Consider the following 19,601-nt stretch of genomic DNA (forward strand, 5'->3'; position numbering starts at 1 on the left):
TTTCCTGACACTAAAAAGCCACCGGGGCAAACAGAAAGCATGAAAAACACGCCCTGTCCGCCCCGGTGGCCCTGATATTATTATCTTTATAAACTACTCCTGATCACTGATCCCCAACTCTTTTATGTCAATATCTTCTTCCTCATCCAGCGGCTTCCACAACTCTTTCTTCTTCGCTTTCTTCAACAATGCCTTTTCCATCCACAACAGCAAAGCCGGCAAAATGGTCAGATTCGTAATCATCGCTATCACCAGTGTCAGGGAAGTGAGCCAGCCCAATGCTTTCGTACCGCCAAATTCTGAAAAACTGAAAATCATGAAGCCGGCAAACAGGATGGCAGATGTATAAATAATACTCAACCCTGTTTCATGGATCGTTTGCTTCACTGTAGCACTGATATCTAAATCATGACGCGGCAACTCCTGTTTAAAATTAACCAGGAAACGGATCGTAACGTCAATGGCTATACCAAGCGCCACGCTAAATACCAACACTGTAGATGGTTTCAACGGAACGCCTATCCACCCCATCACACCGGCAGTAACCACCAGCGGAATCACGTTCGGAATCAATGATATGATGAGCATCCTCCACGAACGGAACAGGTACAGCATACAAATCATAATTAACACGAAAGCAAGGATAACGCTCTCCATCAGCCCGTTAATAATGAAGCGGGTACCCTCCTGGAAAATCACGCTGGTACCGGTAAACGTAACCTTGTAATGCGCCGTATCAAAAATGGCGGTTACCTTAGGCTGTAAGGAATCCAGCAATACCGGCAGTTTCTGCGATCCCACATCTTTCATATTCACACTCAGCCTGGCCACCTGCCTGGTACTGTCCATAAAGGAAGAAACCAGTTTTGAAAAAGTAGAAGCCGGCCCGGCAGTATTCCCGCCCTTCATGCGCAGGTAAGGCGCCAGGAATCCCAGATCAAACTGATTAGGCACTGCAAAGTTGGAGCTGTCTCCATTATAATACGCCTGCTTGGCAAACTTAATCCCTTCCACTACCGACAACGGACGGCCGAAATCAGGCTGTGCGGCAATCAGCTGTGTCAGCTCATCCAGCTTATTCAGCGTTTGCAGGTTGATCACACCATTCTTCTTTTTCGTATCCACTGCAATTTCCAGCGGCATCACCCCTTTGAAATTCGTTTCCAGGAACTTCAGATCCGTATACAATTTATCAGTATGCGGAATATCATCCAGCATATATCCTACAGATTGCAAACGCCCCATTCCCACAATGGCCACTATCACCAGCGCAACAGTTACCCCATATACCCACGGCCGGTACTTAAACACCAGCGTAGTCAGAAAATCAAGTATCGCCCCAAAGAAACGGTTATCCAGGTAAGTAGTATGCTTGCTCTTTGGCGCAGGTAAATAACTTAAAACAGATGGCAGGAAAATAAAAGAGATCAGGAAGATGAACATGATATTCAACCCCGCTACTACACCAAACTCTTTCAGAAGAGCACTGTTGGTAAAACAGAACACTCCAAAACCAATGGCAGCGGTAAGATTGGTAAACAGGGTTACGATCCCCATCCGCTGTATCATATGCACCAATGCCCTCGTTTTATTGGCGTCTTTGGCGTATTCCGTATGGTATTTACTCAGGAAGTATACGCAGTTGGGAATCCCTATCACCACTATCAGCGAAGGGATAATTCCGGTAAGCAGGGTAATTTTATATCCCATCAGGACAATAGTGCCCACTGACCAGATTACGCCGATAGCCACTACAATCATCGACATCAATACGGCGCCAAATGAACGGAAGAACAGGAACAGGATCAAACCGGTTAACAGGAAAGATATTTTCAGGAACAGCTTCAGTTCATCTGCCACCTTAACGGCCATGGCTGTACGAATAAGGGGCAAACCACTCAAATGTACTTCTGTATGCTGTTTCTCCTGGAAAGCATTGGCCAGCTTCGTGATCTCGTTCACTACTGCCGTACGTTTCGGGGAATTAAACACATCCTTGTTTACATAAATAGCCATGAGGTAAGCATGGGTATCCGGGTTGTACAGCAATCCCTTGTAAAAAAGGAGCGTGTTAAAAACACGGGATAAACTATCAATCACCACCTGGTTCGTCAAATCACCCTGGAAAAGTAAATTAGCCTCCAGCTTCTGCGTGCTGTCGTTCTTCACCAGGTTGATAGCCATCGGCACACTCATAATATTCTCCACCGCAAACACATTCTTCATGTCCTTGTTCAGCTGAACATAGTCCTTGAAAAAATCTGCCTGGAAAAATTTATCCGTTTGTACAGCGAGCATAAGCACATTTCCATCTCCACCAAACTTCTTCTTGAACTCCTGGAATTCAAGAAACTTCTGGTTATCGTGAGGTATACTGGACACATACTCGTATGACATTTGTACCTTACTGGCAAAATAACCCATCACGCCGGTACCGGCAAGCAGTAAAAGAAGAAGCAATAATCGATATTTTAGCACAAAGCCTGCTAAACGTTGCCACATAAGGATTTCCTTTTTAGTAATGGGCGTAAAGGTAATTAAAATAGCTATTAGCTGTTAACAGACCGCGATGAGCTGACTCCTTTTAGCTGCCAGCTGTCAGGTTTTAGCTTTTAGCCGTTCAATCCCTTCGTTTGTGTAACTTGCATTCCGGTTTCTTTCACTAACTGCTAACAGCAAAAGCCAGGAAAAATTGCTTCACAAAACACGCGGCATCGTATTACGCACGGTAAAGTATGGCGACACCAGCCTGATCGTGAGTATATTTACTGAACTCTTCGGGGTGCAATCGTATATTGTGAACGGCGCCCGTTCTTCCAAACCCAAAGCTGCCAAAGGAAATCTGCTGCAACCCGGTAATATCCTGGAGCTGGTGGTATATCACAACGAAATTAAAAACCTCCAGCGCATTTCTGAATACAAACTGGGATATCTGTATAACGCTGTACACCTGAATGTGGTGAAAAATACGGTGGCCCTTTACATGATAGAACTCCTGCAGAAATGCCTGAAACAACCGGAGCAACAAACCGATCTCTATTTCTTTACAGAAAATATCCTGCAGCTGCTGGACATCTCCGGCCTGCCGGTGGTGGCAAACCTGCCGTTATATTTTACGCTGAAAATGGGGGAGCACCTGGGTTTCCGGCTCAATGGAAGATTTTCTGAATATACTCCTTATCTCGATTTGCAGGAAGGCACCTTCTCTGACCTGCCGCCACACCATGCCCATCACCTCGACACGCACAGCAGCGAATTAACAGACCAGCTGTTTCAATGCACAGCTGTAGAGCACCTGGCGGCGATTACGATGAATAAAGAAAGAAGAAGAAAATTACTGTATGCGTACCTGGAATTTTTCCGGCTGCACTTACCCGATTTTACGGAGATGCATTCCCCGCCTATTTTACATGAGATTCTGGATGCCTGATCTGCTGCCCCAGCCTGGCGGCCTTTGCGCCATCTTCTGTAAAAAACTTCAGGTCTACCGTATTCCCATCAAAAACAGCGTAGGAAAAATAATTCAGCCAATCACCCAGGTTGATATACCTGCTGCCATCGGATAAGGGAATATCGAGGGGCAGATGCCTGTGTCCGTAGATAAAATAATCGAAATGTTCTTTTTGCAGCACTTCTTTGCTGTAGATAGCCAGCCACTCATTTTCCGCTCCCAGAAAGTGTTCCAGCTCCTGCCCGGTGGCAGAGCGGCTTTTACGGCTGAAATAGTTGGCAAGTGCAATGCCCCATGCCGGGTGGATAGCAGAAAACATCCAGCGGCAAAACGGGTTCCTGAAAACTTTTTTCAGCATCTTATAACCGTGATCGCCGGGGCCCAAACCATCACCATGGCCTATATAAAACCGTTTAGTGCCAATGGTATAGGTTTGCGGCTCATAGTACACCGGGATATTCAGCTCTTCTTCAAAATATCCATCCATCCACATATCATGGTTACCAATGAAAATAGAGATCCCGATCCCTTTGTCGCTTAGTGCTGCCAGCTTTCCTAAAATGCGGGTATATCCCTTGGGAATAACATGTTTATATTCAAACCAGAAGTCAAAGATATCACCTACCAGGAAAATATGCTGCGCGTCGGGTTCCACCTGCTCCAGCCATTGCAGGAGCAGCTTTTCACGCTCCCTGCTGGCGGCAGGATTGGGAGCGCCAAGATGAAAATCGGAGGCAAAATATATTTTCTTATTGGCCGGTAATGCAATATCCATTCTTAAAATTATGAAGCTTTTAGCTTTTAACAGTTAACCTTCAGTGAAAGAAACGATACATCGCCCAGGCACTGAAAGTTAACAGCTAAAGACTAAAAGCCATTTATTTATTCGTCTACTAAAAATACGTATACTTCTTTGGGACCATGAATCCCTACCACCAGTGTTTTCTCGATATCTGCGGTACGACTGGGCCCTGTTGCAAAGGATATTGCCGATGGGATATCGTTGCCGTATTTATCTTTCAGCTTATTAAGCGCATCCTTCAGGTCAAATACCAACTGGTGCGTATAGGCTACCACGATATGCACTGGTGCATATACCGGTAAGGCCCTGCCACTGGGTTGTGCGGAACTCAGCACCAATGTTCCGGTGCGGGCTACCAGGTATTCACAATCCGTGATGGCAGCATCTGCTTCGTGCATAGTGCCCTGGTTCAATACTGGTAATTCCTGCTGATGAATTATTTTCAGCAGGGCAGGAGTCTGACAAAACACATTGTGCCATTCTTTGTGTTCACAAAGCGCACGAAGGCTATCCATCAACTCACCTTTCCCTGTACAGTAAACAAACTTTCCCTGCAACCGGGTAAATTCTTCTGCAAACTTTAATTCCAGGCTCTCGTTCTCGGTTCTGAAAACAGACGAGTTGCCCTCCGAATTCGGGAAGGGCAACTGTACTGACTGACTTAACGCATTCCGTACTCTCTTCAGAATATTTTCCTTAGCAGGAGAAATCTTCATATCACTATTTACGCATTAGCTGGTGATGGAGAAGGATTGATGATATCTGACGGATGTACTCCTTCAGTAGGAGCGCCTTCTTTACCCAGCTGGTGTTCTTTGTGGGTATCGTAAGGACGTTTACCGATCAATCTTTCCAGGTCGGCCTGGTATAAAACTTCTTTTTTCAGCAGTTCTTCCGCCAGTGCCTTCACCTGATCCATTTTGGATGTGAGCAGGTTTTTAGTTCTGATATAAGCGGTGGCAATCAGTTTCCTTACTTCATCGTCAATCATCTTGGATGTTTCTTCTGAGTAAGGTTTGGTAAATGACTGATCACTGTTCGGATCGTAGAAAGATACGTTACCAACTTTATCGTTCATACCGTACACGGTTACCATTGCATACGCCATACGGGTAATTACCTGCAGGTCGTTTTGTGCGCCGGTAGAAATTTTACCAAAAACCAGTTCCTCTACTGCGCGGCCACCGAGGGTCATGCAGATATCATCGAGCAACTGTTCGGTGTTGTACAGATATTGTTCCTTCGGAAGATATTGAGCATAACCGAGCGCCGCTACACCACGGGGAACGATGGTTACTTTCACCAGCGGGTTAGCATGTTCCAGGTGCCAGCCGCAAATAGCGTGACCAGCTTCATGGTAAGCAATTACTTCTTTTTCTTCCGGAGAGATGATTTTGTTTTTCTTTTCCAGACCACCAATTACACGATCAATCGCGTCATTAAAGTCGTCCATTTCCACCTGCGTTTTGCCTTTACGTGCAGCAATCAGTGCCGCCTCGTTACATACGTTGGCAATATCAGCGCCTGCGAAGCCTGGCGTCATGGAAGCCAGTTTTTTCACATCCAGGTTGGGAGAAGTTTTGATAGGCTTTAAGTGCACTTCAAAAATGGTTTCCCTTCCAGCCAGATCTGGTTTATCGATAGAGATCTGACGATCGAAACGACCCGGGCGCAACAAAGCGCTGTCCAGTACATCGGGGCGGTTGGTGGCAGCCAGGATAATGATACCGCTGTCTGTTCCGAAACCATCCATTTCTACCAGTAACTGGTTCAGGGTGTTTTCACGTTCGTCGTTACTCATCATTACATTCTTACCTCTTGCACGGCCGATCGCATCAATTTCATCGATAAAGATGATACATGGCGCTTTTTCGCGGGCCTGTTTAAACAGGTCACGTACACGGCTGGCACCCACCCCTACAAACAGTTCCACAAAGTCGGAACCGGACATAGAGAAGAAAGGCACCTGTGCTTCACCTGCCATGGCCTTTGCCAGGAGGGTTTTACCGGTACCCGGAGGGCCTACCAGCAGGGCGCCTTTAGGAATTTTACCTCCCAGGGCAGTATATTTTTTAGGATTCTTCAGGAAATCCACAATTTCCATTACCTCTACTTTCGCTTCGTCCAAACCGGCTACATCGTTGAATGTAATATTCACACGGGTACCTTTGTCGAACAGCGTAGCTTTGGATTTACCAATATTGAAGATGCCACCAGGACCTCCGCTGCCACCGGCAGGGCCGCCCATCTTACGCATCAGCAATATCCACAAACCAATGATCAGGATAATTGGCAACAGCAACTGGAAGATAGGTTCAAACCAGCTCTGACGCTCATCATAAGAGATCTTCACCTGGTTTTCCACCGGAACACCTTCCTGTGCTTTATCTATATCCTTTTTAAAACTTTCTTCGCTACCAATAGAAAAACGGAAGTGAGGACCGGGGTTCTCTCCGCCAAATTTACTTTTGTTAACGTCTTTAAACTTGGCCTCTTTAAGATGGTCATGTTTTATGTAGACTTCTACATATTTTTTATTTACAACAACCAGCTTATCAACATCTCCCGGTTTCAGATAATCAATCTGAAATTCCTGGAAACTGATTTCTTTGGTTGGGGATCTCAAATCAAAAAAGTTCATTGCGAGCAGGGCTACGCCAATAAAGGCATACACCCAGTATATATTGAACTTCGGTCCTTTCTTAGGTGATTTCTCTGAACCCTTGTTGAAGTTATTGCCTCCTTTTTCCATAATCTTACGCTCCTTTACGGATGTTTATTGCAATCAGAATAATATGAATAATTAAATTCTAAAACAACTGTTTTGTTCAGTCTTCTGTGTGGTCCATCCTGTCCGCGTCGCTCCACATTTCTTCCAGATTATAGAACTTCCGGTTTTCGGGTTGGAAAATGTGTACTACTACATTCACATAATCAACCAGAACCCAGTTTTGAGAACTAAATCCTTCGTGTTTGTACGGTTCCTCTGAAGTATGCTTCTCCACCTCCTCTGACACATAATCAGCAATGGCTTTCACCTGGGTGCCGGAATTGGCTTCACATATTATAAAGAAATCGGCCACGGCTTCAGGAATCTGGCGTAGATCCAGGGACACGATATTTTCCCCCTTCTTATCCTGTATGGCCTTTATGATGGTGGTAAAAATTTCACTTTCTCTGGTCAGGCGTTGCTGCGCCTTCTTTCTCGTGCTCAGAACGGTTAAGGGTGCCAATAAATCTCGTTTTTGTTAAAAATAATCTTTAATTGTCAAAGTTACTAAACAAGCAGTAATATAAGATGTTTAATATCCGCCGCGGGAGGCCTGAAAATGTTAATTAAATAATAAAATGAATTACTTTTCGGGCCGGATACAGACTAAAAAAGATTCATGTGATAGGACACCCGTTTTATATATTAGACGAGATAGACAGCACCAATAACTATGCCATGCAGCAGGTAAATTCCGGCCAGGTGACATCAGGCACAGCCTGGTTCACCAGCAACCAAACAGCCGGAAAAGGTACCCGCGGGAAACAATGGCTCGCTCAACCCGGAGACATCAGCGCCCTCACAATTGCCCTTCAACCGGCTATGTTACCGCTTTCAAGGCAGTTTATGCTCAGCGTGGCAGTAGCCCTCGGAACCACCGATTTCTTCACTTCCCATGCCGGCGACGAAACCATCATCAAATGGCCAAACGATATTTATTGGCGTGACAGAAAGGCAGGTGGCATCCTGATTGAGAATGTATTGCGTGGAAATATATGGCAATATGCCATTATCGGCATCGGGCTTAACATCAACCAGGCCGCCTTCCCCCCTGAATTGCCCAACGCGGTTTCCCTCCGGCAAATTACCGGCAAAACCCACCAGGCGGCAGACCTGGCCAAAGAACTATGCACTTTCCTTGATAAAAGGATCCGGCAGCTGCAACCCGCCAATTACGAAACCCTGCTCGCTGAATATACTTCAAGGCTCTTCCGCTGGCAACAACCCGGGCTATACCGCAAAGACGGGGAAATTTTTGAAGGCATCATCCGCGATGTACTGCCGGATGGGCATCTCTGCCTGGAAAAAAACGGAGAGATATTACAACTGGGCTTCGGGGAAGTGGAGTTTATTATTACGCGGTAATAGCTATTTACCGGAGTAAACATTTTGCTCTTCACGCAAAGCCTGCTTCAGCGCTGCCGGCAGCTCCGGTGAAAGGTCCGACAGCAACCAGGCGCCGGCGCCCCACTGGTATTCCCTGGACAAAGTATCCTTCATAACACCGGTTTGCTGCAACCGGCCTATCATTTTCATATAGGCGCCTTCCGGCTTCTTACCGATTTTAACAATGTAATGGATGGTATCCATCTCCCGGAACCAGAAAACATAATCCGCATCCATTGCATTGGCCAGCGGAATATTTCTTCCCCTGTTATAATAATTCAAAGCTCCGGCCTCCCCGTAGTTGTCGCAGATCAACAAGGTATATGGCTTCTCCGCTTCCGGTACCTGCTGCCAGGTTTGCCACGACATATCTGCGAGGTCGCGCCAGCCAAGCATATCCGCAAAATCCTGGGGAAGGATATGATCCTGCCCGTCTTCCCAGCGCAGCAAACCCAGCGACCGGAATTTGCCGGCCTTTTCACTGATCTGCACCGGTTTCATCACCGGGAAAATAACATTCACCAGCAACCCAAAAGGCACTACTATCAGGGCCACCCAAAGTAACCGCAGGTAACGCGTCCAGTCGTGGGTGAAAATCCGCTCCCAGTATACACTTCCGAATGCCAGTAACACCGGGTACAAACCAACGGAATAATAACTTTTTGCACGCAGGTAAGTAAACAACAGCATCGTTAACGCGTAAATACCGATGATAACCCTGTAAGTCCGGAACGACGGCGAAATAATTAACCCGATAACAGCTGCTACTACAATAAAAGCGCCTCCCACAAAGAACTTCAACTGATCTCCCAGAAAAGAAATACGGCTTACGTGTACCAGCTGGCTTTCACTCAGTTCCTTCATATGATGCAACACCGGCATGCCATGCTGCAACTGCCAGATGATATTCGGGGAAATGACTACCACGGCTACTGCCATTCCTATGTACAGGTATTTATTTAAAAATACTTTCCGGTGTGACGACAACAGTAAGGCGCCCGCCATTCCGAGTAACAGGAAAATAATATTGTACTTGTTAAGCACCCCCACGCCGGTAACAACACCCATCCATAATAACCATTTATTGTTCTGTGTTTGCAGCAACTGCATCAGGCACCAGAACAACGCCGTCCATGCCAGGATATCAAAAGAATTAGGCTGATACAGGATGTTCATGCGCGACAAACCTGAACATAAAAATGCCAGTGCCGCCAGTACCTGCGCAAACCAGCCGCCACCCAGCTTTTCCACCATCTTCCATACCAGTAGCATTGTGAGTGCACCATATAACGCGGGAAAAAATTTTATCCAAAAGAAGCTATTGCCCAACCATTGTATTACTAAAGAATTGAAAGCAGTAAGCGGAGGTACCGATAAATATCCTGCTGCGAGGTGATTGGCCATATCCAGGTGCAGGTACTCATCCCGGTGAAGCTCGTAATACGGGCTTAATACGGCGTACTGGAAAACCATCTTTATAATAATAAATGATAATAACAACCATAAAGAAGTGCGTCGATAGCCTGGTTGTCCGGCAGCGGGATGTATCATATGCACTAACAAAAAATTTTACTCATTAAAAAAAACGGAAATACCTGCTGATGTTGCAATGTATTTCCGTTATAGATTTTAAAATTTCTTGTTCAGTGGCATATGTGGCAGGCTGCTCTACATAGCGATCATCAGGGCTTGATGATAACAAGATTTTGGTTGATAAAGGCGTTAACAAATTGTGAAATTTTTTCTGATTAATCAAAAATGAAATTGCAACTATGTTTCATTTATAAAAACAAGCAGCTACCAGTAAGGGTTTACACACATCGCATGCGGATAAAAGTTAACATACACAGGTGAATTACCAAAAGATTTTAACATAGAATTGTTTAAATTTGGTGTATGCCTTCAAGTAAAAACAGCTCCATTACGTTCAGAACTTTCAATGAATTTAACGACGACCTGCTATTATACACGCACAAGGAGGTAACTCCCAAAGCACCGTTAAATGGCAGTTTTACGGTACATGAAAGATCTGATTGCCCCTGCATGGATGAAGTGAGAGCCAGCAGACGGGACTATTATAAGATCAGTTTCTTCACCAAAGGTTCCGGTATCTTTACGCTCGGCGATAACCGTTACGAGATCGATAGCCCTACCTTACTTTTTATTAATCCTTACGAATTAAAAACATGGCACGCCACCTCGGATGAGCAGGAAGGCTACAACTGCCTGTTCACCGACCTGCTGTTTGAATCACAGCCTAATCACCAGGAAAACCTGTTGCAACACCCGCTGCTGCAGCTGGGAGCGAAGGCTGTGTTCACCTTAACAAAAGAACAGGTCGATTATCTGCAATCCATTTTCAGACAGCTGGTAAAAGAATACCGCGAGAATGCCGCCTTTAAACAGGAAGCGATCCTTATTTACCTGAAATTGCTGATGCTGGAGGGTAAACGCCTGTCGGCCCAGGTAAACGAACCCAAACGCCAGTTAACAGCTGCGCAGGCGCTCGCACACCGCTTTACCGACAAACTCGAAAAACAGTTTCCGATTGAATTTACCCATAATCAATTGGCGCTGAAAACGGCCAAAGAATTTGCACAGGTATTAAATACACATCCCAATCATCTGAATGCGTGTGTGAAACAGGCCACCGGCCGCACTGTGAGCGAACATATCCGGCAAAGAATGCTGCTGGAAGCACGCCTGCTGCTCATGCACACCGATTGGCAGATTGCTGAAATAGCCTGGTGCCTGGGATTTGAAGATCCCGGTAACTTTACGCACTTCTTTAAAAATCACAGCGGCGTTTCTCCACATCTTTACCGGGCGCAGTAATACTTTGATATTTACAATTAATTGTTTGCTTCTTGCAATTCCGGGCCTGTACCTGCACGTACATTTGTATCACTAAATTTTAACAATATGCAGTACAGAAAACTAGGTAAAACAGGCGAATCAATTTCCGCAATAGGACTGGGTTGCATGGGCATGTCGTATGCATACGGCACCGCACAGGATTTTAATGAAACAGAATCACTGGCTACACTGGAGCTGGCACTCGAGCTGGGCGTTAACTTCTGGGATACCGCAGATATGTATGGCCAGGGCGCCAACGAAATCCTGCTGTCAAAAATACTTGCAACTAAAAGAGATAAAGTTTTCCTCGCCACCAAATTCGGATTCAGGTTTAAAGAAGATGGCACCAACTATTTTGATGGTTCTCCTGAATATATGAAACAAGCGGTGGAAGCCAGTTTGAAAAGACTGAAGGTAGATGTGATTGACCTTTATTACACCCACCGGATAGATGAAAATATTCCCGTAGAAGAAACAGTAGGCGCTATGGCCCAGCTGGTAAAAGAAGGTAAGGTGCGCTATCTCGGACTATCCGAAGCCAGTGTGGACTCTATTAAAAGAGCCCATGCTGTTCATCCTATCGCCGCGCTGCAAACAGAATACTCCCTGTTTACCCGCGATGTGGAAGATGGTATTCTGGCTGCTACCCGTGAACTGGGCATCACCCTGGTGGCTTACAGCCCGCTGGGAAGGGGTCTTTCCACCGGCGCCATCAATAGCACAGGTGCTTTGAAAGATGGCGACTTTCGCAAAAACCTGCCTCGTTTCCAGGGAGAAAATTTTGAGCAGAATTTACAAACGGTCAATGCGCTGGAAACTTTTGCCAAAGAAAAAGGAATTACCGCCGCACAGTTATCACTCGCATGGTTACTGGCACAGGGGGAAGATATAGTGCCTATTCCGGGAACAAAACGCAGAAAATATTTACAGGAAAATGCCGCTGCTGCAGAAGTGAATTTATCAGCAGATGACCTGACGGCCATCGATGGTATTTTACGCAATAACGCCATCGCCGGAACACGGTATACAGAAGGAGGAATGAAACTGGTAAACAGATAGGAGGGATCGCCTTCGGCGATTGTAAATCACCGAAGGCGGTCTGCATTACTTAGTACGCTTATAACCCCAATCCAGCAGCCACTTCACTACTTTCTCCTTATAATCTCCCTGGATCAGGATTTCACCATCTTTCACACTGCCGCCGGTGCCGCATTTCGTTTTGAGTTCTTTACCAAGCTTCTCAATATCTTCTTCTTTACCAACAAAACCGGTGATGAGCGTAACTACTTTACCGGCGCGTTGTTTTTTATCTAACGTTACTCTCAGTATCTGTTCTGCAGGTGCAAGTGTTTCTGTTACTTCTTCCTGCTCTGGCTCCAGTGAGAAGTTTGGATCGGTGGAATACACGATTCCATTGCCTGGTGTATTTTTCTTTTTCGACATCTCTCTAAAATATTTAAAGGTTATTCGTTTACCACTATATTGATTGCCTCTGTTTGAATACGGATGCGTACCACGCCGTTTTCGGTGAGCGGTACTGCGTCGCCGTCTACCTGCAAATATTGCAATGCGCTGCTGCTGATGGTGATATCCTTGCCTGTATAATGTTTCAGGTATCTTGTTTGATCAATGTTACCCATCAGGGAAAAAATACTTACCGGTAACAGGCTCAGAATGCCTACCGGTGGCATTACGCAAAGATCGAGTTGTCCATCGAAAACACTGGCTTTGGGAGCCAGTTTAAATTCATAGCCAAACTGGTTGCCATTGGCAACCGTTAAAAGAAATGCTTTTGTTTGCAACACTTCCCCATCTATATCGATCCTGTATTCTGCCGGTTCATAGCTGTTAAAACTTTTCAGCACCAGTTTCGCATAACCGGATAAACCACGTTTGGTATTATGCCGGAACTGTTCTGCAATAAGCGCATCAAATCCTACGCCGGCATTGCTGAGAAACAGGTGCTCATTGGCATAGCCTACATCGATGGCGCGTTGTTTATTGGCAACAACAAGACTTAACGCTTTATTCACATCCAGCGGAATTTTCAATGCGCGCGCAAGGCCGTTGCCACTGCCTAACGGCAGGATGGCCATTGCGGTGTTGCTTCCTACAAGTCCCTGTGCTATTTCATTGATAGAACCATCGCCGCCTACCGCCACCACGGTATCTACGCCGTTACTAACAGCTTCCCTGGCCAGGTCTGCACCGTGGCCAAGATACGCCAGGTAGGCAGTGCTTACCTCATACTGATCGGCAGGCAGATGCCGGCTGATAGCGCTTTCCAATCGTTTTTCACGGTCAGTGCCCGCTTTGCGGTTGATGATAAATAGAATCTTCTTCAAAAAAACTGTTTTATAATATAATCGCCTTCAGGCTCAGATCCAGGCTCACTGCATGGTGTATAATAGCGCCCACAGAAATATAGTCTACTCCTGTTTTTGCATATTCCTCAAGGGTGTCTATTGTGATGCCTCCGGAGGCTTCCGTTTCAAAACGTCCGTTAATCAATGCCAGTGCTTTAACAATATCTGCAGGGGCAAAGTTATCCAGCATGATCCTGTTCACCTGGCCTACGGCCAGCACTTCTTTCACGTCGTTGAGGTTACGTGTTTCCACTTCAATTTCGAGGGGCAGGTTACGCTCTTTCAGGTATGCAACGGTATTGGTAACGGCAGCAGTGATGCCACCGGAAAAATCAATGTGATTATCTTTCAGCATCACCATATCATACAATCCCATCCGGTGGTTAACGCCGCCACCTATGCGAACTGCTTCTTTTTCCAGCATTCTGAAGTTGGGAGTAGTTTTACGGGTATCGAGTATGCGGGTATGATATCCTTTTAGTTTTTCCACGTACCGGTGCGTTAAGGTGGCAATGCCGCTCATTCGCTGCATGCAGTTCAGCACCAGCCTTTCGCCCATCAACAGGGTATGTACGGCGGCTTCCACTTCAAAAGCTGTTTCACCGGCCTTCATGGGGTCGCCATCTTTTTTATGGGGTGTAAAAACAGTAAACATATCCAACCATTTAAAAATGGCTTCCGCCACTTCCATTCCGGCCAGGATACCATCTTCTTTAATTTTCAGCACCGCTTTCCCTTTGGCGGTGGGAGGGATACAAGCCATCGTGGAGTGGTCTCCGCTTCCGATATCTTCTGCCAGTGCGCTTCTGATAAACGCATTCAGCGCTGCTTCATCTAACATAATTGATTGTATTATCTGGTGTTCACGCAAAGATCGGTGCTTTGCTTCTGAGCGCGAAAGATAGCTCAAAAATAAAAAGTGCCCCGCAATAAATTGCGGGGCACCATGGTTTTTCAACTAATTTATGTTAGCATCTTTATTTATTCTCAAATCTAAGTTCGTTCAATACCATCGTTCCTCCTTTCTTCTGCAGGAAAAAAGAAACCCTGTAAGTACCGCTGCCGGTAGTCATATTGCCAATACCAAAACGGGAGTTATCACCGCCCTGATGCACCAGTTCAAATGATTTAACCTGGTTCTTTGAAAAGAAATCTTTCAGAATTATTTCGGCCTGTGCCTTACTGTAAGAATTTGATTTTCCGGCTATATTGATCTCTACGTTATTATCGAGGTAACTGGCTAAACCGCTTACATCGCCTTTTTTGAGTGCTGCCACCACATCATCGAACGGGCCGGCAACAGTGATTTCAATTGACCTGGCTGATAGTTTTTGTGTTGTAAAAGCACCTCCCAACAACATAATCCCCAGCACCATCAATAGCTTCTTCATTGTCAGTTTTTTTATTAAAAATGTGATTTTCTCCAACTCAAATTAAAAGCGAAAACTATGCCAAACACCCTGCAAATCAACAAAATCACATTATCGTGGTAGCTATTAAGCCGTAAGCAATAACGGTAAGATAATATGTGTTTCATTTTGAATAATTAGAATACGAAATCTATATGGAGATGCCTGTAGCACTTATTTTTCGCGGAAGTTTTATTTTTGTAAAATATTTAAACCCTTTATAAGTACTTTCACCCTCTCGAGTGAATTTATATTAAACTATAACCAGATAGGATATGGAAAAGAAAAGAGCCATTCTCGTAATTATGGACGGATGGGGCGAAGGTAAAGTTCCTACAGCCGATGCCATTGCACATGCAAAAACCCCTTTTGTAAGCAGTTTATACAAGCAATATCCGCATAGCCACCTTATAACCTGCGGGGAAGCGGTTGGTCTTCCTGACGGGCAAATGGGCAACTCTGAAGTAGGTCACCTGAACATCGGCGCCGGCAGAATCGTATACCAGGAACTGCAAAGGATCAATGTAGCCATCCGCGATGGCGAAATGGCCCAGAACCAGATCCTGCTCGACACCCTGGCACATGCTAAAAACAATAATAAAGCCCTTCACCTGATTGGCCTCGTAAGCGACGGCGGTGTTCACTCTCATATTGAACACGTAAAAGCACTCGCCACCATCGCCCAGGCACACGGACTTGAAAAAGTATATATCCATGCCTTTACCGATGGCCGCGATACCGACCCGAAAAGTGGATTAGGCTTCCTGGAAGATCTTTCCGCCCACCTGGAAAAAACCACCGGCAAAATCGCTTCGGTTACCGGCCGCTATTATGCAATGGACCGCGATAAGCGCTGGGAAAGGGTAAAGCTGGCCTATGACGCCATGGTAAACGGTATCGGCACACCTACACAGGACCTCTTCACCGCCGTGAAAGCATCCTATGCTGAAGGCGTTACAGACGAATTCATTAAACCTATCATCGTAACTGATGATCAGCATAAAGCCATTGCTACCATCCAGGACGGTGATGCCGTGCTTTGCTTCAATTTCCGGACAGACCGCTGCCGCGAAATTTCACAGGTGCTTACCCAGGAAGCCATCCCGGATTTCGGTATGAAACCGCTAGATATCTACTACACCACCATGACAGATTACGACCGTACCTATAAAAATGTACATGTCATCTTCGAAAACGATAACCTGAACATGACCCTGGGTGAAGTACTGGCGAAAGACCATTGCACACAGATCCGTATAGCTGAAACAGAAAAATATCCACACGTATCCTTCTTCTTCTCCGGCGGACGGGAAAAAGAATTTGAAGGAGAACGCAGGCTGATGGCGGCATCTCCAAAAGTTGCCACCTACGACCTGAAACCCGAAATGAGCGCCAATGAACTGGCAGACCTCATCGTTCCGGAACTGCAGGCGAAATCCGCTGATTTCGTAGTGCTCAACTTCGCCAACGCAGACATGGTAGGACATACCGGCGTGTTTGAAGCTGTAATCAAAGCCGTTGAAACTGTAGATCATTGTGTGGAACGCGTGGTAACCGCTGCCCTTGCAAGCGATTATACCGTTTTCCTGACTGCGGATCATGGTAACGCTGACTTCATGATCAATGCCGACGGTTCTCCCAACACTGCCCACTCACTGAACCTGGTGCCTTTCTTTATTATCAATAAAGATTTCAGAGGCCCGGTAAAAGATGGTAAACTGGGTGACATTGCACCTACTATCCTGCATTTCATGGGATTGGAGATTCCGAAAGAAATGACCGGTAATCTGCTGGTGTAGGCCCAGGAAGAAGTCGCCTTCGGCGATTGTCTTTTTCAGGATTACTTTTTGGATTTTATAAATGATTTAGGGAGATATAAGCGGATATTCGCTTTTATCTCCCTTCTTCTTTTCAAAGTCGCATATGATCAGTCTGGTCCCCGGCGATCCTCTCCCCATTTTCCCCGGTTTATTTATTCACCCCTGTAACATTTGGTTTATCACCTCCGTTTAACAAGCGTTACCCACGAAAAATATCAGCTCAACACGCTGATTTACATATTTTTAGTGCTCTCGACAGATTTGCTCATGCATCGATGCGCCGTTTTTACGGCGCATTTTTTATGACCCATATTTAAGTATTAATTTTGCAGCATGAAAAAATACAGGCAAGCAACCGCTTTGTTTACCATGATTGGCTTAATGGCCTGTAACCTGGCAAATAAACCATCAAAAAGCAACACGCCAGATAAGTTCATAAAACTGCCGGAGTACTTCGGCCAGGAGGATGCCCATATACGCACAGGCGGCTTTATACTACATAAATCCGTGACACTCAATGGCAAAACAGATACCATCAGCATTCCCGGCAGCGACAGCGCCACAGTACACGACCTGTTAAAGCCCTTCACTGATGCAGACCTAAATAAGCCCTCCCTCCGGGACGAATATGATACCTCCGGTTTGTATGATCCGTTTTCCGGAAGAAGATCACTGATCTATAAATCCAAAGGAAAACAAACCAATCCTTCGGAAATAACCCTCGAACTGGATAAACATGGCAACATACAACAGGTAAACATCCACTCTTATACCAGTAACATGGTGTATGAATTCCGGCAGGATCTGCACTACCAGCAAAACAGGCAGGTTCGGATGACTACCTATCAGAAAATTGCTTTCCTGTCGCCAAAAGAACTTGAAGTAAATGTAACGATCGCACCAAAAACAGGGATGTAAACATGACAGCAGCGGAGTTTCAGCAAATATCACATACCATACCGGGAGATGCCGGTATCTACAAATACTACGATGAAGCAGGCACCCTCCTGTATGTAGGGAAAGCCAAAAGTTTGCGCAAAAGGGTAAGTTCTTATTTTGTAAAAAATCATGACAACTATAAAACCCGCAAACTGGTTGAACATATCCATCATATTGAGTTCACCATCGTTGACTCTGAGCAGGATGCTTTCCTGCTGGAAAATTCTCTCATCAAACAATTCAAGCCCAGGTATAATATCAATCTGAAAGATGATAAAACCTATCCTTACATTGTTATCAAACATGAGTCTTTTCCACGGGTATTTTTCACCCGCAACATTATCAAAGACGGATCCGACTACCTGGGGCCATTCACGTCCGTAGGGCGGGTGAGGGAAATACTGGATGTGATCAAATACAATATCCCTCTCCGTACCTGTAACCTGAACCTGTCAGAAGAAAACATCCGGAAGGGGAAATTCAAAGTATGCCTGGAATATCACCTGGGTAACTGCAAAGGCCCCTGTGAAGGACTGCAAACACAGGAAGACTACCGCGAAGGACTGCAGCAGGTAAAGAACGTGTTAAAAGGTAATCTTACCCCGGTAGTAAATCTGTTCAAAGAACAAATGCTGGAGCATGTGTCGAAGATGGAATTTGAGAAAGCGGAAATCATGCGGAAAAAAATAGAAAGCCTGGAAGATTATTCCGCCAAATCCACCATCGTAAACACCCGCATGGGTAATGTGGATGTGTTCTCTATTATCAGCGAAGGTAATCATGCCTATGTAAATTATCTGCGCATCCTGAACGGCACCATTGCGGATACTAAAACCGTAACGCTGGAAAAACAACTGGAAGAAAGCGACGAGGAAGTACTGGCTTATGCTATTGCCTATCTCCGGGAAGTATTCAAAAGTATCAACCTGGAAATCGTAGTACCGTTCCCGTTAGTATACCCGGAAAGCAATGTTACCGTTACTGTTCCTAAAGGGGGCGATAAAAAGAAACTGCTGGAATTGTCTGAAAAGAATGTGAATTATTTTAAAGAAGAATTATACCGTAAGAAGATCCTGCACCTGGAAGGTAAGTCGGACATGGAGCGGAAACAGGTGCTATACCAATTGCAGGCCGACCTGGAACTGCCGGTACTACCGGAACACATCGAATGCTTTGATAACTCCAACTTCCAGGGTAGTTACCCGGTAGCCGCCTGCGTAGTATTTAAAAACGGTGTTGCCTCCAATAAAGATTACCGGCACTTTAATATTAAAACGGTGGAAGGGATCAACGACTTTGCTTCCATGAAAGAAGTTGTTTTCAGGCGGTATAACCGCCTGCTCGCAGAACAGCAACCCCTTCCTCAGCTGGTGATCATCGACGGTGGTAAAGGCCAGCTGGGCTCCGCTATGGAAAGCATCCGGGAACTGAACCTCATAGGCAGCATGACCGTGGTGGGACTTGCTAAAAATGAGGAAGAAATATTTTTCCCGGGAGATTCAGAAAGTATCAAACTGCCCTATAACAGCGAAAGCCTTAAACTTATCCGCCGGGTGCGTGATGAGGTACACCGTTTTGGTATTACCTTCCATCGTCAGAAAAGAAGTAAAGGCACCTTTAAAAATGAACTGGAAAGCATTAAAGGCATCGGTGAAAATACGGCTACACAGCTATTGAAAACATTCCGCTCTGTAGCCAAAATCAAACTGCTCACACAGGAAGACCTGGTAAAAGAAGTAGGCGCCGCCAAAGCAAAACTGATCTGGGATCACTTCCATAAAGAAGAAGCATAACATTAATGG

General features: G+C 45.5%; 17 protein-coding genes. 7 read left to right on the forward strand and 10 right to left on the reverse strand.

The window, feature by feature from the left end:
• Window positions 1-93: 93 nt before the first annotated feature.
• On the reverse strand, window positions 94-2,502 hold the full coding sequence (locus V7S65_RS20320) for an efflux RND transporter permease subunit (RefSeq protein WP_079469884.1): 2,409 nt from the start codon (window positions 2,500-2,502) through the stop codon (window positions 94-96).
• A 190-nt stretch (window positions 2,503-2,692) separates the two neighbouring features.
• Here V7S65_RS20320 and recO point away from each other — a divergent pair, with 190 nt between their 5' ends.
• A complete protein-coding gene (gene recO / locus V7S65_RS20325; protein WP_079469885.1) occupies window positions 2,693-3,430 on the forward strand; it encodes a DNA repair protein RecO in 738 nt (245 codons plus the stop codon).
• On the opposite strand, the gene V7S65_RS20330 is transcribed toward recO, so the two are convergent.
• The 4 genes from V7S65_RS20330 to rsfS all read right to left on the reverse strand — a co-directional run bounded on the left by V7S65_RS20330 (window position 3,402) and on the right by rsfS (window position 7,486).
• Window positions 3,402-4,226, reverse strand: a complete 825-nt coding sequence (locus V7S65_RS20330; protein WP_336387788.1) for a UDP-2,3-diacylglucosamine diphosphatase — start codon at window positions 4,224-4,226, stop codon at window positions 3,402-3,404. The genes recO and V7S65_RS20330 overlap by 29 nt on opposite strands.
• Window positions 4,227-4,333: 107 nt before the next feature.
• Window positions 4,334-4,969, reverse strand: coding sequence for a LutC/YkgG family protein (locus V7S65_RS20335; protein ID WP_079469887.1), 636 nt, complete (start codon window positions 4,967-4,969; stop codon window positions 4,334-4,336).
• 8 nt (window positions 4,970-4,977) lie between these two features.
• Window positions 4,978-7,005: an ATP-dependent zinc metalloprotease FtsH gene (gene ftsH, locus V7S65_RS20340; RefSeq protein ID WP_079469888.1), complete on the reverse strand. Its 2,028-nt coding sequence runs from the start codon at window positions 7,003-7,005 to the stop codon at window positions 4,978-4,980.
• Between the two features lie 76 nt (window positions 7,006-7,081).
• A complete protein-coding gene (gene rsfS, locus V7S65_RS20345; RefSeq protein ID WP_079469889.1) occupies window positions 7,082-7,486 on the reverse strand; it encodes a ribosome silencing factor in 405 nt (134 codons plus the stop codon).
• Between the two features lie 158 nt (window positions 7,487-7,644).
• Between rsfS and V7S65_RS20350 the strand changes: the two genes are divergently transcribed.
• On the forward strand, window positions 7,645-8,388 hold the full coding sequence (locus V7S65_RS20350; protein ID WP_079469890.1) for a biotin--[acetyl-CoA-carboxylase] ligase: 744 nt from the start codon (window positions 7,645-7,647) through the stop codon (window positions 8,386-8,388).
• Window positions 8,389-8,391: 3 nt separating this feature from the next.
• On the opposite strand, the gene V7S65_RS20355 is transcribed toward V7S65_RS20350, so the two are convergent.
• A complete protein-coding gene (locus V7S65_RS20355) occupies window positions 8,392-9,960 on the reverse strand; it encodes a glycosyltransferase family 39 protein (protein WP_336387787.1) in 1,569 nt (522 codons plus the stop codon).
• A 345-nt stretch (window positions 9,961-10,305) separates the two neighbouring features.
• Here V7S65_RS20355 and V7S65_RS20360 point away from each other — a divergent pair, with 345 nt between their 5' ends.
• The gene (locus V7S65_RS20360; protein ID WP_336387786.1) at window positions 10,306-11,244 is read left to right on the forward strand and encodes a helix-turn-helix transcriptional regulator; all 939 of its coding nucleotides are present in this window, start codon (window positions 10,306-10,308) and stop codon (window positions 11,242-11,244) included.
• A gap of 87 nt (window positions 11,245-11,331) precedes the next feature.
• Window positions 11,332-12,324 (forward strand): aldo/keto reductase, encoded by a 993-nt coding sequence (locus tag V7S65_RS20365; protein WP_336387785.1) that lies wholly within the window; start codon window positions 11,332-11,334, stop codon window positions 12,322-12,324.
• Window positions 12,325-12,369: 45 nt separating this feature from the next.
• Here V7S65_RS20365 and V7S65_RS20370 read toward each other — a convergent pair whose 3' ends face one another.
• The 4 genes from V7S65_RS20370 to V7S65_RS20385 all read right to left on the reverse strand — a co-directional run bounded on the left by V7S65_RS20370 (window position 12,370) and on the right by V7S65_RS20385 (window position 15,022).
• Window positions 12,370-12,708 carry a translation initiation factor gene (locus tag V7S65_RS20370; RefSeq protein ID WP_079469894.1) on the reverse strand — a complete coding sequence of 113 codons (339 nt, stop codon included), beginning with the start codon at window positions 12,706-12,708 and terminating at the stop codon, window positions 12,370-12,372.
• Between the two features lie 20 nt (window positions 12,709-12,728).
• Window positions 12,729-13,610 (reverse strand): diacylglycerol/lipid kinase family protein, encoded by an 882-nt coding sequence (locus V7S65_RS20375; RefSeq protein ID WP_079469895.1) that lies wholly within the window; start codon window positions 13,608-13,610, stop codon window positions 12,729-12,731.
• A gap of 10 nt (window positions 13,611-13,620) precedes the next feature.
• Window positions 13,621-14,472 carry a carboxylating nicotinate-nucleotide diphosphorylase gene (gene nadC, locus V7S65_RS20380; protein WP_111577067.1) on the reverse strand — a complete coding sequence of 284 codons (852 nt, stop codon included), beginning with the start codon at window positions 14,470-14,472 and terminating at the stop codon, window positions 13,621-13,623.
• Between the two features lie 136 nt (window positions 14,473-14,608).
• On the reverse strand, window positions 14,609-15,022 hold the full coding sequence (locus V7S65_RS20385) for a DUF4783 domain-containing protein (RefSeq protein WP_336387784.1): 414 nt from the start codon (window positions 15,020-15,022) through the stop codon (window positions 14,609-14,611).
• Window positions 15,023-15,315: 293 nt separating this feature from the next.
• Here V7S65_RS20385 and gpmI point away from each other — a divergent pair, with 293 nt between their 5' ends.
• The 3 genes from gpmI to uvrC all read left to right on the forward strand — a co-directional run bounded on the left by gpmI (window position 15,316) and on the right by uvrC (window position 19,592).
• Window positions 15,316-16,839 (forward strand): 2,3-bisphosphoglycerate-independent phosphoglycerate mutase, encoded by a 1,524-nt coding sequence (gpmI, locus tag V7S65_RS20390; RefSeq protein ID WP_111577068.1) that lies wholly within the window; start codon window positions 15,316-15,318, stop codon window positions 16,837-16,839.
• A gap of 354 nt (window positions 16,840-17,193) precedes the next feature.
• Window positions 17,194-17,778 carry a hypothetical protein gene (locus tag V7S65_RS20395; RefSeq protein WP_079469900.1) on the forward strand — a complete coding sequence of 195 codons (585 nt, stop codon included), beginning with the start codon at window positions 17,194-17,196 and terminating at the stop codon, window positions 17,776-17,778.
• Between the two features lie 2 nt (window positions 17,779-17,780).
• Entirely contained in the window at window positions 17,781-19,592 is a 1,812-nt protein-coding gene (uvrC, locus tag V7S65_RS20400; RefSeq protein ID WP_079469902.1) for an excinuclease ABC subunit UvrC, read from the forward strand.
• Window positions 19,593-19,601 lie beyond the last annotated feature (9 nt).

This window comes from Chitinophaga sp. CCNWYY40 (assembly GCF_037483205.1).
GTDB lineage: Bacteria > Bacteroidota > Bacteroidia > Chitinophagales > Chitinophagaceae > Chitinophaga > Chitinophaga ginsengisegetis.